12 protein-coding genes are annotated in these 12,541 nt (G+C 74.8%); 9 read left to right on the top strand and 3 right to left on the bottom strand.

Going from position 1 to position 12,541, the window contains the following annotated elements:
• Nucleotides 1-25 precede the first annotated feature (25 nt).
• Nucleotides 26-1,180 carry an NAD-dependent epimerase/dehydratase family protein gene (locus F0L17_RS22255; RefSeq protein WP_338018174.1) on the bottom strand — a complete coding sequence of 385 codons (1,155 nt, stop codon included), beginning with the start codon at nt 1,178-1,180 and terminating at the stop codon, nt 26-28.
• Between the two features lie 367 nt (nt 1,181-1,547).
• On the opposite strand from F0L17_RS22255, the gene F0L17_RS22260 reads away from it, so the two are divergent.
• The 8 genes from F0L17_RS22260 (at nt 1,548) to mnhG (ending at nt 8,612) form a co-directional block, all read left to right on the top strand.
• On the top strand, nt 1,548-1,940 hold the full coding sequence (locus F0L17_RS22260; protein ID WP_155072446.1) for a hypothetical protein: 393 nt from the start codon (nt 1,548-1,550) through the stop codon (nt 1,938-1,940).
• Complete coding sequence (locus tag F0L17_RS22265) at nt 1,937-2,137, top strand: DUF2180 family protein (RefSeq protein WP_155072447.1); 201 nt, start codon at nt 1,937-1,939, stop codon at nt 2,135-2,137. Before F0L17_RS22260 ends, F0L17_RS22265 begins: the two co-directional genes overlap by 4 nt.
• A 249-nt stretch (nt 2,138-2,386) precedes the next feature.
• The gene (locus tag F0L17_RS22270) at nt 2,387-5,350 is read left to right on the top strand and encodes a Na+/H+ antiporter subunit A (protein ID WP_162466556.1); all 2,964 of its coding nucleotides are present in this window, start codon (nt 2,387-2,389) and stop codon (nt 5,348-5,350) included.
• Nucleotides 5,347-5,718 carry a Na(+)/H(+) antiporter subunit C gene (locus F0L17_RS22275; RefSeq protein WP_155072448.1) on the top strand — a complete coding sequence of 124 codons (372 nt, stop codon included), beginning with the start codon at nt 5,347-5,349 and terminating at the stop codon, nt 5,716-5,718. Before F0L17_RS22270 ends, F0L17_RS22275 begins: the two co-directional genes overlap by 4 nt.
• Entirely contained in the window at nt 5,715-7,295 is a 1,581-nt protein-coding gene (locus F0L17_RS22280) for a Na+/H+ antiporter subunit D (RefSeq protein ID WP_155072449.1), read from the top strand. The genes F0L17_RS22275 and F0L17_RS22280 overlap by 4 nt, the downstream gene beginning before the upstream one ends.
• Entirely contained in the window at nt 7,292-7,912 is a 621-nt protein-coding gene (locus F0L17_RS22285; RefSeq protein WP_155072450.1) for a Na+/H+ antiporter subunit E, read from the top strand. The genes F0L17_RS22280 and F0L17_RS22285 overlap by 4 nt, the downstream gene beginning before the upstream one ends.
• Nucleotides 7,909-8,175, top strand: coding sequence for a monovalent cation/H+ antiporter complex subunit F (locus F0L17_RS22290; RefSeq protein WP_162466557.1), 267 nt, complete (start codon nt 7,909-7,911; stop codon nt 8,173-8,175). Before F0L17_RS22285 ends, F0L17_RS22290 begins: the two co-directional genes overlap by 4 nt.
• Nucleotides 8,172-8,612, top strand: coding sequence for a monovalent cation/H(+) antiporter subunit G (gene mnhG / locus F0L17_RS22295; RefSeq protein ID WP_338018175.1), 441 nt, complete (start codon nt 8,172-8,174; stop codon nt 8,610-8,612). Before F0L17_RS22290 ends, mnhG begins: the two co-directional genes overlap by 4 nt.
• 113 nt (nt 8,613-8,725) lie before the next feature.
• On the opposite strand, the gene ggt is transcribed toward mnhG, so the two are convergent.
• Nucleotides 8,726-10,648, bottom strand: a complete 1,923-nt coding sequence (gene ggt / locus F0L17_RS22300) for a gamma-glutamyltransferase (RefSeq protein ID WP_155072451.1) — start codon at nt 10,646-10,648, stop codon at nt 8,726-8,728.
• Nucleotides 10,649-10,832: 184 nt separating this feature from the next.
• Between ggt and F0L17_RS22305 the strand changes: the two genes are divergently transcribed.
• Complete coding sequence (locus F0L17_RS22305) at nt 10,833-11,156, top strand: DUF6343 family protein (RefSeq protein WP_155072452.1); 324 nt, start codon at nt 10,833-10,835, stop codon at nt 11,154-11,156.
• Between the two features lie 86 nt (nt 11,157-11,242).
• On the opposite strand, the gene F0L17_RS22310 is transcribed toward F0L17_RS22305, so the two are convergent.
• A complete protein-coding gene (locus F0L17_RS22310) occupies nt 11,243-12,424 on the bottom strand; it encodes a zinc-dependent alcohol dehydrogenase (RefSeq protein WP_155072453.1) in 1,182 nt (393 codons plus the stop codon).
• Nucleotides 12,425-12,541 lie beyond the last annotated feature (117 nt).

Genomic DNA, 12,541 nt, shown 5'->3' on the forward strand with positions numbered 1-12,541 from the left:
GAACCGCCCCCCTCCCGCGCCCGTCTCAGGGCCGCCTGCCCACGCCCGTGGCGATCTCGTGGGCCCGCCCGCCGTCGGTGGTGGCCGCCAGCGGCGGGGTCGGCCCGCCCGCCACCTCGCGCAGTCCGCGCAGCAGCTCCCGCAGGGCCTCGGCCGACGAGTGGCGCGGGGTCCAGCCCAGCTCCCGCTCCGCCCGACCCCGGTCCATCAGCGGCAGCCGCAGGAACGCGTCCAACAGCTCCGGCGGCGCGGGCACCAGGCGCAGCCGCCACGCGGCGCCCGCCGCCGCCCGCACCGGCCCCGGCGGGAGTCGCACCACCCGGGCGCCCAGCACGTCGGCCAGCACGGAGGCGTCCACCACCGGGTCCGCGGTGAGGTTGAAGGCGCCGCGCACCGGACGGAGCACCGCCAGCCGGTAGGCCTCGGCCGCGTCCTCGGTGTGCAGCGCCTGGAAGCGCAGTCCCGGCAGGTCCGGCACGACGGGCACCACGCCCGGCCGCACCAGCCGCTGCGGCACGAAGGGGCCGCCGAACAGCCGCCGCTGCTCACCGGCCGACTCCCGCCGGAAGAGGAAGCCCGGACGCATCCGCACCACCCGCACTCCGGGGTGGTCGTGCTCGAAGCCGTCCAGCAGCCGTTCCACGTACGCCTTCTCCCGGCAGTACGCGGCGTCCGGCCGGCCGCCGTGGGTCGGCCACGACTCGTCCACGAAGCGGTCGTGCGGGCCGGGGGCGTAGGCGCCCACCGACGAGGCGTACACCAGCGCCGGCACCTCGGCCGCCGCCACCGCCCGCAGCACCCGGAGGGTGCCCAGCACATTGGTGCGCCACGTGGCCAGCGGATCCCGCATGGGCTGCATCAGCCAGGCCAGGTGGACCACGGCGTCGGCGCCCCGGAACAGCTCGGTCAGCCGCTCCTCGACGGCCCGCTCGGCCGGGTCCTCGGTGTCGCTCCGGGCCGCCGCGCCCGCGTCCCCGCCCCCGATGTCGGCGCTCGCCCACTCGGTCTTCGGCGGTGTCCACGACGGGACGCGTCGGACGACGCCCACCACCGAGGCGATGTGCGGGTCGTCGCCCAACCTCCGCACCACCGCGGTGCCGACGTTGCCGGTGGCTCCCAGCACCACCACCCGCAGGCCGGCGCGCGCGGCGCCGCCCGCGCCGTCCGTCGCGGCGCTCACCACCGGGCCCCCCGCCCGGTCGGTGCCGTCGCCCGGCGTCCTGCCGGCGGGCCCCCGTCCGCCGGTCGCGGGACCTCGTACCGCTCCTCGACCTTCACGCGTTCCTCCTCGCTCGGGGCGGCGTCGGGCGCCGTACCGCTCGGTCCGCCCGTCCCCGGGGCGGGACGGGCACGGAGATGGTGGGACGCGGAGTACCCGCCCGGTCGGCGGGAAAACGGACATTCACACGGTCCGGACGAGGGCGCGCGACGGTGCCGCGGGCACGACACCACCGGGCCACGAGAATCGTCCAAACCCCCACACAGGTGGTGTTTCCGCACCCGCTCGGGGGGTACTGCGCGAGATGCGGAAGGAGGGATGGTGCGGCATGCTGGTCGGTTTCCTGGCGCTGTCTCTGGGGTTACTGGGCTATCTGGCGGCGGCTCTGGTGACCGCCCGGGTGGCGTACGGCATGGAGCGCGCCCGGATCATCGAGGTGGAACGCGACTGGCACGCCGACGAGGACCCGGTCCAACGCTTCCGTGAGCAGGGCCAGTCGAGCGCCGCGCTGACGGGCTTCCTGTACGGCCTGGCCTGGCCGCTCGTGGTGCCGACGTACTTCTTCTACCGCTGCGCCGCCCTGGTGATCACGAGGAGGCCGCCGCCCACCCCGTACGAGCGCGCCCGGCGCGCCGAGCGGCTCGACACGCGCATCCGTGAGCTGGAGGAGTCGCTGGGGCTGCGGGGTCGCGCGCTGGACGAGAACGGACCACTGTCATGAACTGCTACGAGTGCCACACCCAGGACCGCGCCACCCCGGCCGTCGCGGTGTGCTCGCGCTGCCACGTCGGGCTGTGCCCCACCCACCTTCGGATCGAGGCGCGGACGGTCACCGAGCCCCGGGGCATGGGACGGGTCACCCAGGACCCCGAGGCCCGTCGGGCGCTGTGCGAGGTGTGCGCGCGGGCGGAGGGGTGACGGGCCGCCGGGACGACGGCCCGACACCCCGCCCGGCCGACGCGCCGTCGCCCGGCGTCCCGGCCGGCGGCCGGCGGCCCCACGAGCCCCCCAGAGCCCTGATCCCGACCCCGGTCCCGACCCCGGCCGGGATCACGAACACCCCGACGGGCTAGGCGGGACCGCGCCGCGGACGGACAACCGGCCACGCGGCATACGTACCGTTATGTACGCTCTGTTCCCTCACGCGTGGCCAACCCAGGAGTGTCCGTGCTGGTTCTGATCGCCGCTCACGCCGCCGTGGCCGCCCTCCTTCCCGCCCTCGCCCCGCGCCTCGGCCGTGCCGTGTGGTGGGTCGCCGCGCTGGTGCCGGCGGCCGCGCTGATCTGGGCCGTGGCGCTCACCCCCGCCGTCCTGGAGGGCGAGGAGACCGTCGAGCACTTCGACTGGGCCCCCTCCCTGGGCCTGGAGGTCGTCCTGCGGCTGGACGCGCTCTCGCTGCTGATGGTCTGTGTCGTCAGCGGCGTCGGCGCCGCCGTCCTGTGCTACGGAGCCCGCTACACCTCCGAGGGGCACGGCCGTGAGTCCGCGCTCCTGCTCGCCTTCGCCGGGGCGATGCTCGGCCTGGTCACCGCCGACAACCTGCTGCTGCTGTACGTCTTCTGGGAACTGACCACCGTGGTGTCGTTCCTGCTCATCGCGGGCCGCGGCCGGACCGAGGAGCACCGCGCCGCCGCCCAACAGGCCCTGATCGTCACCACCGGTGGCGGCCTGGCGATGCTGCTCGGCTTCGTCATGCTGGGCGAGACGGCCGGTACCTACCGGATCTCGGAACTGGTCGCCGACCCACCGACGGACGGTCACGTGTCCGCGGCGGTGGTGCTCGTCCTGGTCGGCGTCCTCACCAAGTCGGCCCAGATGCCCCTGCACGGCTGGCTGCCCGCCGCGATGGTGGCGCCGACCACGGTGAGCGCCTACCTCCACGCGGCGGCCATGGTCAAGGCCGGCGTCTACCTGACGGCCCGACTGGCGCCCGGCTTCGCCGACGTCGCCCCCTGGCGGCCCGTCGTCCTCGCCTTCGGCCTGGTGTCGCTGCTGTTCGGTGCCTGGCGCGCGCTGTGGGAGAGCGACCTCAAACGGATCCTGGCGTACGGCACCATCAGCGAACTCGGCCTGCTGCTGGTGCTGTTCGGCTACGGGTCCCGCAACGCCGCGCTCGCCGGCGAGGTGATGCTGCTGGCGCACGCCACCTTCAAGTCCGCGCTGTTCATGACCGCCGGGCTGGTGGAACACCACACCGGCACCCGCGACATCGACCGGCTGAGCGGGTTGGGCCGCAGCAGACCGGTCCTGCTGGCTCTGGCCGCCCTCGCCGCCGCCTCCATGGCCGGGCTGCCGCCCCTGGCGGGCTACCTGGGGCACGAGGCGTACTTCGACACCTTCTGGGAGGCGGCCCGCCACGGCGCGGGCACGGGCGAGCGGTGGACCCTGGCCGCCCTGATCGTGGGCTCGACGCTCACCGTCACCTACGCGGCCCGGTTCCTGTGGGGCGCCTTCGGGAACAGGCCGGGAGTAGCCCCCACCCCGGCCGGCGACCCCTCCCGGGACCGGGCCCCGGGCATGGCGGCGCCGATCGTGGTCCTGGTGGCGGCCACCTTGACACTGGGCGTGTGGTACCCCGGGACCGAGGCCCTCACCGAGCCCTACGCCCAACGGTTGCCGCTCCAGGGCGAGAAGCCCTACCACCTCGCCCTCTGGCACGGGGTGACCCCCGCCCTCGCGCTCTCCGTCGCCGCCCTGGCCGTCGGTCTCGCCCTCCACGCGGCGCGCCCCGCCCTGGCCGCGCTGCGCGACCGCTCGCCCCGCGCCCCCGACGCGCAGGAGGGCTACCGGAGGGCGAGCGGCGGACTGGAGGGGGCGGCGGTGTGGTTCACGCGCCGCACCCAGGTCGGTTCCCTGCCCGCCTACCTCACCGTGCTGTTGGTGTCGGTCCTGGTGGTGCCCGGCGTCGCCCTGCTGCTGCGCGACGCCCCGCTGCCCACCCCGCCCCTGTGGGCCTCCGCCGTCCAGGTGCCGCTGGGCGTGGTGGTCCTGACCGCCGCGGGCGTCCTCGCCCGGGTGCGCCGCAGGCTGTCCGCCGCCCTGCTGGCCGGTGCGGTCGGCTACGGGGTGGCCGGGTTCTTCCTGGTGCAGGGGGCGCCGGACCTGGCGCTCGCCCAGTTCCTCGTCGAGACGCTGACGTTGGTGATCATCGTGCTGGTGCTGCGCGGGCTGCCCGCCGAGTTCGGCGCCCGTCCCGGCTCGCGGCGGGCCCGTCGGCTGCGGCTGACGCTGTCCCTGGCCGGCGGTGCGCTCGTCGGCCTGCTCGCCGTGGTCGCCTCCGCGGCCCGGCGGGATCCGGCGGTGTCGGCGTACTACGTCGAGCACGTCAAGGAGGCGGGCTCCCACAACGTCGTCAACGCGATCATCGTCGACTTCCGGGCCATGGACACCCTCGTCGAGATCTCCGTGCTGCTGGTGACGGCCATCGGGGTGGCCGCTCTGATCGCCCTGCCGAGCGACGGCTCCGGCACGGGGGCCAGGAAGGGCATCCGGGCCCGGCCCCCGGCCGCCGACCGGTATCCGAGCACCGCCCGTTGGGGCGTGCCCCGGGAGCGGTGGCTGCCGGAGGCGGAGAGGATGCCCGACCACGACCGCTCGATGCTGCTGGAGGTCGTCACCCGGGTGCTGTTCCCGGCCGTCCTGGTGCTCTCGGTCTACCTGCTCTACTCGGGCCACCTGCGCCCCGGGGGCGGTTTCGCCGGAGGACTGGTGGCCGGTCAGGCCTTCGCCCTGCGCTACCTGGTGGGCGGCCGGGCCGACACCGCGTTCGCCGGACCGGTCGACCCCCGCGTCATCGCCGGGGCGGGGCTGGCCCTGGCCGCGGCCGCCGGGCTGGCCCCGGCCCTCTTCGGAGGATCGCCGCTGGCCACCGTGCCGCTGAGCCGGGACCTGCCGGTGCTCGGCCACGTCGAGGTGGCCACCAGCGTGGTCTTCGACACCGGGGTCTACCTGTTGGTCGTCGGGGTCTGCCTGAAGCTGCTGTCCGCGGTGGGGCCGGCGCAGGCGCCCGCCGGGGAGGCGGTCCGCGAGGACACCGGTCCCGGCGGGGCCTCCGCGCGGCCCGAGGCGGCCGGCGCGCCCGGCGGCCGAGCGCCCACCACGTCCGACGACCACGGGAGCGACCACCGATGACGACACCGGACCTGACGACGGCCGTGGTGGTGGGCGGACTCTTCGCCGTCGGTCTCCACCTGCTGCTGCAACGCTCCCTCACCCGGTTGCTGTTCGGCTTCCTCGTCCTCGGGCACGGGGCCAACCTGCTGGTGCTGCTGGCCGCCGGACCGCCGGGGGAACCGCCGATCACCGGGGAGGGACAGGACCCGGCCGCGTTCGCGGACCCACTGCCCCAGGCCATGGCCCTCACCGCGATCGTCATCACCTTCGGCATCACCGTCCTGTTGCTCGCCATGGTCTACCGGAGCTGGCGGCTGCTGGGGGACGACGAGGTCCGTGACGACGTCGAGGACCGCAGGCTGGGAGAGGAGACCGGGCGGCGATGATCGACTGGCTGCTGACCGCCCCCGTCCTGCTGCCCGTCCTGGTGGCGGGCCTCTCCCTGACCGTGTGGCGCAGTCCCGGAGCGCAACGCCTGTTGGGCGTCGGGGCGCTCACCGCGGTACTGGTGGACGCCGTCGCCCTGCTGTTCCTCACCGACCGGCGTGGCCCGCTGGTCCTCGACGTCGGCGACTGGCCGGCTCCGGCGGGCATCACCGTGGTGGCCGACAGGCTCTCCGCGCTGCTGCTGACCGTGGCGCTGGCGGTGGCGCTCGCCGTCCTGGTCTTCGCCGTGGGGCAGGGCTCGGCGGAGGGGCGGGGCACCGTGCAGGCGCCCTTCCACCCGTCCTACCTGCTGCTGGCGGCGGGCGTCTCCCTGGCGTTCCTCGCCGGGGACCTGTTCAACCTCTTCGTGGCCTTCGAGCTGATGCTCGCCGCCTCCTACGTGTTGATCAACCTGGACGCCGACGAGAACCGCATCCGGGCCGGGATGACCTACACCATCACCAGCCTGCTCTCCTCCCTGCTCTTCCTCACCGCCGTCGGGCTGATCTACGGGGCCACGGGCACGGTCAACCTGGCCGACCTGGGCAACCGGGTGCCCGACCTCCCCGAGGGCCTGCGGACCGTGTTCAGCCTGCTCCTGCTGATCGTGTTCGGGATCAAGGCGGCCATGGTGCCGTTGCACTTCTGGCTGCCCGACAGCTATCCCACCGCCCCGGCGCCCATCACCGCCGTGCTCGCCGCCCTGCTGACCAAGGTCGGCCTGTACGCGATGGTCCGCACTCAGACCCTCCTCTTCCCGCGCACCGAGCCCTGGACCCCGCTCCTGGTGGCCGCCGCCGTCACCCTGTTGGTGGGAGTGCTGGGCGCCGTCGCCCAACAGGACCTCAACCGGCTGCTCTCCTTCGTGCTGGTGGGCCACATCGGCTACATGCTCTTCGGGCTCTCCCTCTACTCCGTCACCGGCCTGGCCGGCACCGTCCTCTACGCCGTGCACCACATCGCCGTCCAGGCCGCGCTGTTCCTGATCGCCGGGCTGGTGGTGGGCTGGAGCGGCAGCGCGAAGCTGCCGAGGCTGGCGCGGGCCGCGCCGCCGCCCGGATGGCTGGCCGGAGTGTTCCTGATCGCCGCGCTCAGCCTCTCCGGCATTCCACCGCTGTCCGGGTTCGTGGCCAAACTCGTCCTGCTCCAGGCCGGGGCGGAGCAGGGCGGGGCGGCCGCTTTCACCCTGTTGGCCGCGGCCCTGCTCACCAGTCTGCTGACGCTGTACGCGATGGCCAGGGTGTGGCGAGCGGTGTTCGCCACCGGCTCCGGACGGCCGCCCGCCGTGCGACCGCGTGGCGCGGGGGTGCGGCTGATGGTCGGCGCCACCGTCGGGTCGGTGTTGATCGGCGTGCTGGTGGCGGTGGGCGCCGGACCGGTGGCCCGGGTCGGCGAGCGCGCCGCGCGGGACCTGATCGAACGTGACGCCTATCAGGAGGCCGTCCTCGGGCCGCGCTCCGAGGACGGGGCCGGGGCCGGGAACGGAACCGCCGACGTCGGAACCGACGCCGACCGCGAGGAACAGGAGAACCGATGACTCCGACGGACACCTCCGCCCACCGTGCCCCGGCCGGCGGCCTGCTGCGGCAGACCGCCCGCCGGTGGCCGGTGCTCCTGTGGCTGTGGCTGCTGTGGATCGTGCTGTGGGGATCGGTCGGACCGGTCGTGCTGCTGGCCGGGGCGGTGGTGGCGGTGTCGGTGACGGTGCTGTTCCCGCTGCCCCCGATCACCCACCGGGTGGCCGCCCACCCGGTGGGGGTGGCCGTGATGGCCGGGCACCTGTTGGCGGACCTGGTCGTCTCGGCCCTCACCGTCGCCCGGGAGGCGCTGCTGCGCGGGCCGAGGGCCAGGGCGGCGGTGCTGGAGCAGCGGCTGGACGTCGACACCGATCTGCTGATCACCGCCACGGCCCACATGACCACGCTGACGCCGGGCACGCTGGTGCTGGAGATCGACCGCGGACGACGGCGGTTCTACGTCCACGCGCTGCCGGTGCGCGACGTGGCGGAGGCCGGGAAGCGGCGCCGTGAGGTCGCGGGTGCCGAGCGCCGGGTGGCGCGGGCCCTCGGCACCGCCGGGGTGCGGCAGCGGCTGCTCGGCCGGGGACCGGGCGGGCCGGAGGGAAGCGGAGAGGGAGAGGGGAGGCGCCGGTGAGCGCGGTCGGTGTCGTCGCCCTGGCCCTGCTGTCGGCCGCCGCGCTGCTGGTCCTGGTCCGCCTGGTGCGCGGCCCGCGCGTCCTGGACCGGATCGTGGCCGTGGAGGTCCTGGTGACGCTGGTCCTCGCCGGTATCTGTGTGGCCATCGCGGTGTGGCGGTACACCATGTTCGTGCCGGTGCTGATCGTGCTGGCGCTGCTCGGCTTCATCGGGGCGATGACGGCGGCGCGGCTCGTCGAGGAGAGGGAGGACCTGCGGTGAGGCCGGCACTGGATGCCGCGCTGGAGGTGGTGTCGGCCGTCCTGCTGCTGACCGGAGCCGCCTTCTGCCTGCTGGGGGCGGTGGGGTTGGTGCGCTTCCCCGACATCCCCACCCGACTCCACGCCTCCTCCAAGGCGCAGACCCTCGGCGTGCTGCTGACCCTGGTCGGCGCGGCCGTGCGGGTGTCGTTCCCCTACGCCGGGCTGCTGCTGCTCATCGCCCTGTTCCAACTGTTCACCGTGCCCGTCGCCGGGCAGGTCATCGGCCGGGTCGCCTACCGCACGGGCGCGGTCGACCCGAACACCCTCACCATCGACGAACTGGCCGATCGGCTGGCCTCCCCGGACGCCGAGGCGTCCGCCGATCCGGACGACACCGGCACCGGCACGGACGAGGGCGGGGACGCGGGCGGCGTGGACGGAGGGCGCGCCGGCTGACCGCCCGCGCCCCGTCCACGCCGCCCGTCCACGCCCGTGCCGGTGGACACCGTGGCTCCCGCCGCTCGGACCCGCGACGGCTCCCCGGGCCCGCCGGAGGCCCGACCGGACCCTCAGCGCCGGGTCGGACGCGACACCATCGCCGAGCCCCCGCCGCGCCGTTCGGGCTCGGCGACGGCCAACAGCCTCCCGTCGGCCAGGACCTCCAGCGCGGCGACCGCCCCGATCTCCGGCGACGGCGTGAAGGTGGCGGGCGGCGGGACGAACCGGTGGCCCAGTCGCTCCAGCGGGGCCCGTTCGGCCGCCGATTCCAGGAACTCCGGCTCCGCCTGCGTGGTGGCGGTGTTGCGCTGCGACAACCGGGGCGCGGCGACCGCCCGGGGCAGCGTCATGCCCAGGTCGAGCCGGTTCACCAGGGTCTGGAGCACGGTGGTGATGATGGTGGAGCCGCCCGGCGACCCCAGCGCCAGCAGCGGCCGGCCGTCCCGGAGCACGATCGTGGGAGCCATGCTGCTGCGCGGTCGCTTGCCCGGACCGGGCAGGTTGGGGCCGTCCACCGCCTCGGACAGGGGGGTGAAGTCGAAGTCCGTCAGCTCGTTGTTGAGCAGGAAGCCCCGGCCGGGCACGGTGATGGCCGAGCCGCCGGTCTGCTCGATGGTGAGCGTGTACGACACCACGGTGCCCCAGCGGTCCGCGGTCACCAGATGGGTGGTGGAGGTGCCTTCGTACGGTTCGTCGCCGCCCTCGCCCGCCACGCACTCCCCGGACCGCGGGTCGCGCGGATCGGCGGGGGCGACCGGGCCGGTCATGGCGCGGTCGGGGTCGATCAGACAGGCCCGTTCCCGCGCGAAGCGCCGCGACAGCAGCTCCTCGGTCGGTACGTCGGAGAAGGCCGGGTCGCCCACCCACCGGTCGCGGTCGGCGTAGGCCAGGCGGCTCGCCTCCAGGTAGTGGTGGAGGGTCTGGACGCGGCCCATGCCGGCCGGGTCGGACTCCTCCAGGATGTTGAGGGCCTCGCCGACGGTGGTGCCGCCGGAGGAGGAGGGGGCCATGGAGTACACCTCCACGCCCCGGTACTCCACCCTCGTCGGCTTCCGGTACGGCGCGCGGTACCGGTCCAGGTCGCCGGTGGCCATCAGGCCCGGCCGGACGGTGCGGTCGGCGCCCGGCACCACGGGCGGACGCCGGACGGTGCGCACCACCTCGCGTCCCAGCCGTCCCCGGTAGAGCGCGTCGGTGCCCTCCCGGGCCAGCAGCCGGTAGGTGCCGGCCAGATCGGGGTTGCGGAACACCGACCCCACCTCGGGGAGTTCGCCGCCGGGCAGGAACAGGTCGGCGGTGGGCGTGAAGTCCCGGAAGCGGTCCTCGTTGAGTTCCGTCTGCGCGCGGAACTCCTCGTCGACGACGAAGCCGCGCTCGGCCAGCCGGACCGCGGGCCGCAGCGCCTTCGCCAGGGAGATCGTGCCCCACTCCGCCAGGGCCTTCTCCCAGGTGGCCGGGGTGCCCGGCACGCCCACCGACAGGCCGGAGGTGACGGCGTCCCGGAAGGGGATCGGGGCGCCGGTGGCGGGGTCGGTGAAGGAGTCCGGGCGCATCGCGGCGGGCGCGGTCTCGCGGCCGTCCAGCGTGTGCGTCCCGCCGGTGCGCGCGTCGTGGACGACGAGGTAACCGCCGCCTCCGACCCCCGCCGAGTAGGGCTCGACGACACCGAGGGCCGCCGCGGTGGCCACGGCCGCGTCCACGGCGTTGCCGCCCGCGCGCAGCACCTCCAGACCGGCGTGCGAGGCGTACGGGTCGACACTGGCGACGGCCCCGCCGTACCCGACGGCGACGGGCGCCTTGGCGGGCGGCTTCCGGCCGGAGTCGACCTCGGCGGCGGACGGCGCCGCCAGGGGAAGCAGTGACGAGGCGACCACCGCGACGGCTCCGGCGCGACGGCGCGCGGGGCGAGGGGCGGTGGGGCGAGGAGCGGCGGGACGGCGGAAGCGGGAGCGGACGAGGTGGCGGGAGGAGGTGCGGGACGATCGGACGGGCATGGAGCCTCCGTGGTCTCCCGGGAACGCTCGGACGCCGAAACCCTGACAGCCGCCCGCGCCCGGGGCAACGGCACCGCGCCGGCCGGCCGGAGCCGGGCGGCCGGCGGTGTGGCGGGCGGCGGCGCGGTGCATGACGGGCACCGCACCGGGGTACCGGACAGGGCCGGCCCAGCGGAGGTGTGACATGCGTATCCCCGGCCGGTCGCGCACCGGCACCGAACCCGTGACGGCCCGCAGCGCCCTCGGCCTGCGGCTGCTGCTGTCCGTCCTGTACACCCCGGTCTTCCTCGCCGCGACGGTGTTCTTCGCCGTCTGGGCGTCCCGGGCCGAGCCGGACGAGGCCCCCGGCCCGGACTCGCTGCGCACCGTCGCCTGGATCTGCGCGGCCCTCGCGGTGCTGGGCCTGATCGACCTGGTCGTCGTCCTTCTCCGGCGCAGGGGCGAGCGCGCCCGGCGACGGGAGGGGCCGTCGGGGCGGGAGGACGACGAGGGGTGGCGCGGGCCCTGAGGGTCCGGTCGGCGCCCGCACCACCCCGTCCCGGACGGGCCCGGGAGGGAAGGGAACGCCCCCGGGCCCGGGGGAGGCGGGCCGGCTCAGGGCCGCAGGACGACCTTCACCGCGCCGTCGGCCTTCTTCTGGAACATCTCGTACGCCTCCGACGCCTGCTCCAGGGGCACCCGGTGGGTGGCGAAGTCGTCCACGCCCAGCACGTCCTCGTCCGTCAGCAGCGGCATGATCTCCGGCACCCAGCGCCGCACGTTGGCCTGGCCCATGCGCAACTGGATCTGCTTGTCGAAGAGGGTGAGCATCGGCAGCGGATCGGTCATCCCGCCGTAGACCCCGATGATCGAGATCGTGCCGCCGCGCCGCACCGCGTCGATGGCCAGGTGCAGGGCCGCCAGCCGGTCCACGCCGGCGGTCGTCATCAGCTTCTCGGCCAGCTTCTTCGGCAGCAGCCCGGTCGACTTCTGCGCCACCTGGGCCACCGCGCTGCCGTGCGCCTCCATGCCCACCGCGTCGATCACCGCGTCGGTGCCGCGTCCGCCGGTCTTCTCCCGGACGACGTCGCCGAGGTCGTCGTGCTCGGTGAGGTCCAGCACGTCCACGCCGCGCGCCCGGGCCCGCTCCAGCCGGTCGGGCACCAGATCGACGCCGATCACCTTCTCCACGCCCAGGTGCAGGGCGATCCGGCAGCACATGTCGCCGATGGGCCCCAGCCCCAGCACGGTCAGCGTGCCGCCCTTGGGGACGTCCGCGTACGCCACCGCCTGCCAGGCCGTGGGCAACACGTCCGACAGGTACAGGAAACGGTCGTCCGGCGGCCCCTCGGGCACCTTGATCGGCCCGTACTGCGCCTGCGGCACCCGCAGGTACTGCGCCTGGCCGCCGGGCACCCGCCCGTAGAGCTTGGTGTAGCCGAAGAGGGAACCACCGGTGCCGAACTCGCGGTTCTGGGTCGTCTCGCACTGGGTCTGGAGGTCCTGCGAGCACATGAAGCAGGTGCCGCAGGCGATCTGGAACGGCATCACCACCCGGTCGCCGGGCGACAGGTTCGTCACCTCGGGGCCGACCTCCTCCACCACCCCCATCGGTTCGTGGCCGAGGATGTCGCCCTCGGTCATGAACGGGGTCAGCACGTCGTACAGGTGCAGGTCCGAACCGCACAGCCCGGACGAGGTGATCCGCACCACCGCGTCGGTGGGCTCGCGCACCGTCGGATCGGGGACCTCGTCCACCCGTACGTCGCGCCGCCCGTGCCAGACCACTGCCTTCATCTGTCCTCACCTCCGGTAGGGGGCCGAACGGGTACCCCGGAGCGGATCCGCTAGTCGGGGACGGTGGATCCGACGCCCCCACGCGGGTCCGCGGGGGAGGGAGGACGTTAGGGAAGC

The organism is Streptomyces taklimakanensis (assembly GCF_009709575.1).
GTDB lineage: Bacteria > Actinomycetota > Actinomycetes > Streptomycetales > Streptomycetaceae > Streptomyces > Streptomyces taklimakanensis.

Excerpts from the sequence above, each read along its gene's own strand:
- F0L17_RS22260 (WP_155072446.1), top strand. The coding sequence starts at position 1,548 with ATGCTGGTCGGTTTCCTGGCGCTGTCTCTGGGGTTACTGGGCTATCTG.
- F0L17_RS22265 (WP_155072447.1), top strand. The coding sequence starts at position 1,937 with ATGAACTGCTACGAGTGCCACACCCAGGACCGCGCCACCCCGGCCGTC.
- F0L17_RS22275 (WP_155072448.1), top strand. The coding sequence starts at position 5,347 with ATGACGACACCGGACCTGACGACGGCCGTGGTGGTGGGCGGACTCTTC.
- F0L17_RS22280 (WP_155072449.1), top strand. The coding sequence starts at position 5,715 with ATGATCGACTGGCTGCTGACCGCCCCCGTCCTGCTGCCCGTCCTGGTG.
- F0L17_RS22285 (WP_155072450.1), top strand. The coding sequence starts at position 7,292 with ATGACTCCGACGGACACCTCCGCCCACCGTGCCCCGGCCGGCGGCCTG.
- ggt (WP_155072451.1), bottom strand. The coding sequence starts at position 10,648 with ATGCCCGTCCGATCGTCCCGCACCTCCTCCCGCCACCTCGTCCGCTCC.
- F0L17_RS22305 (WP_155072452.1), top strand. The coding sequence starts at position 10,833 with ATGCGTATCCCCGGCCGGTCGCGCACCGGCACCGAACCCGTGACGGCC.
- F0L17_RS22310 (WP_155072453.1), bottom strand. The coding sequence starts at position 12,424 with ATGAAGGCAGTGGTCTGGCACGGGCGGCGCGACGTACGGGTGGACGAG.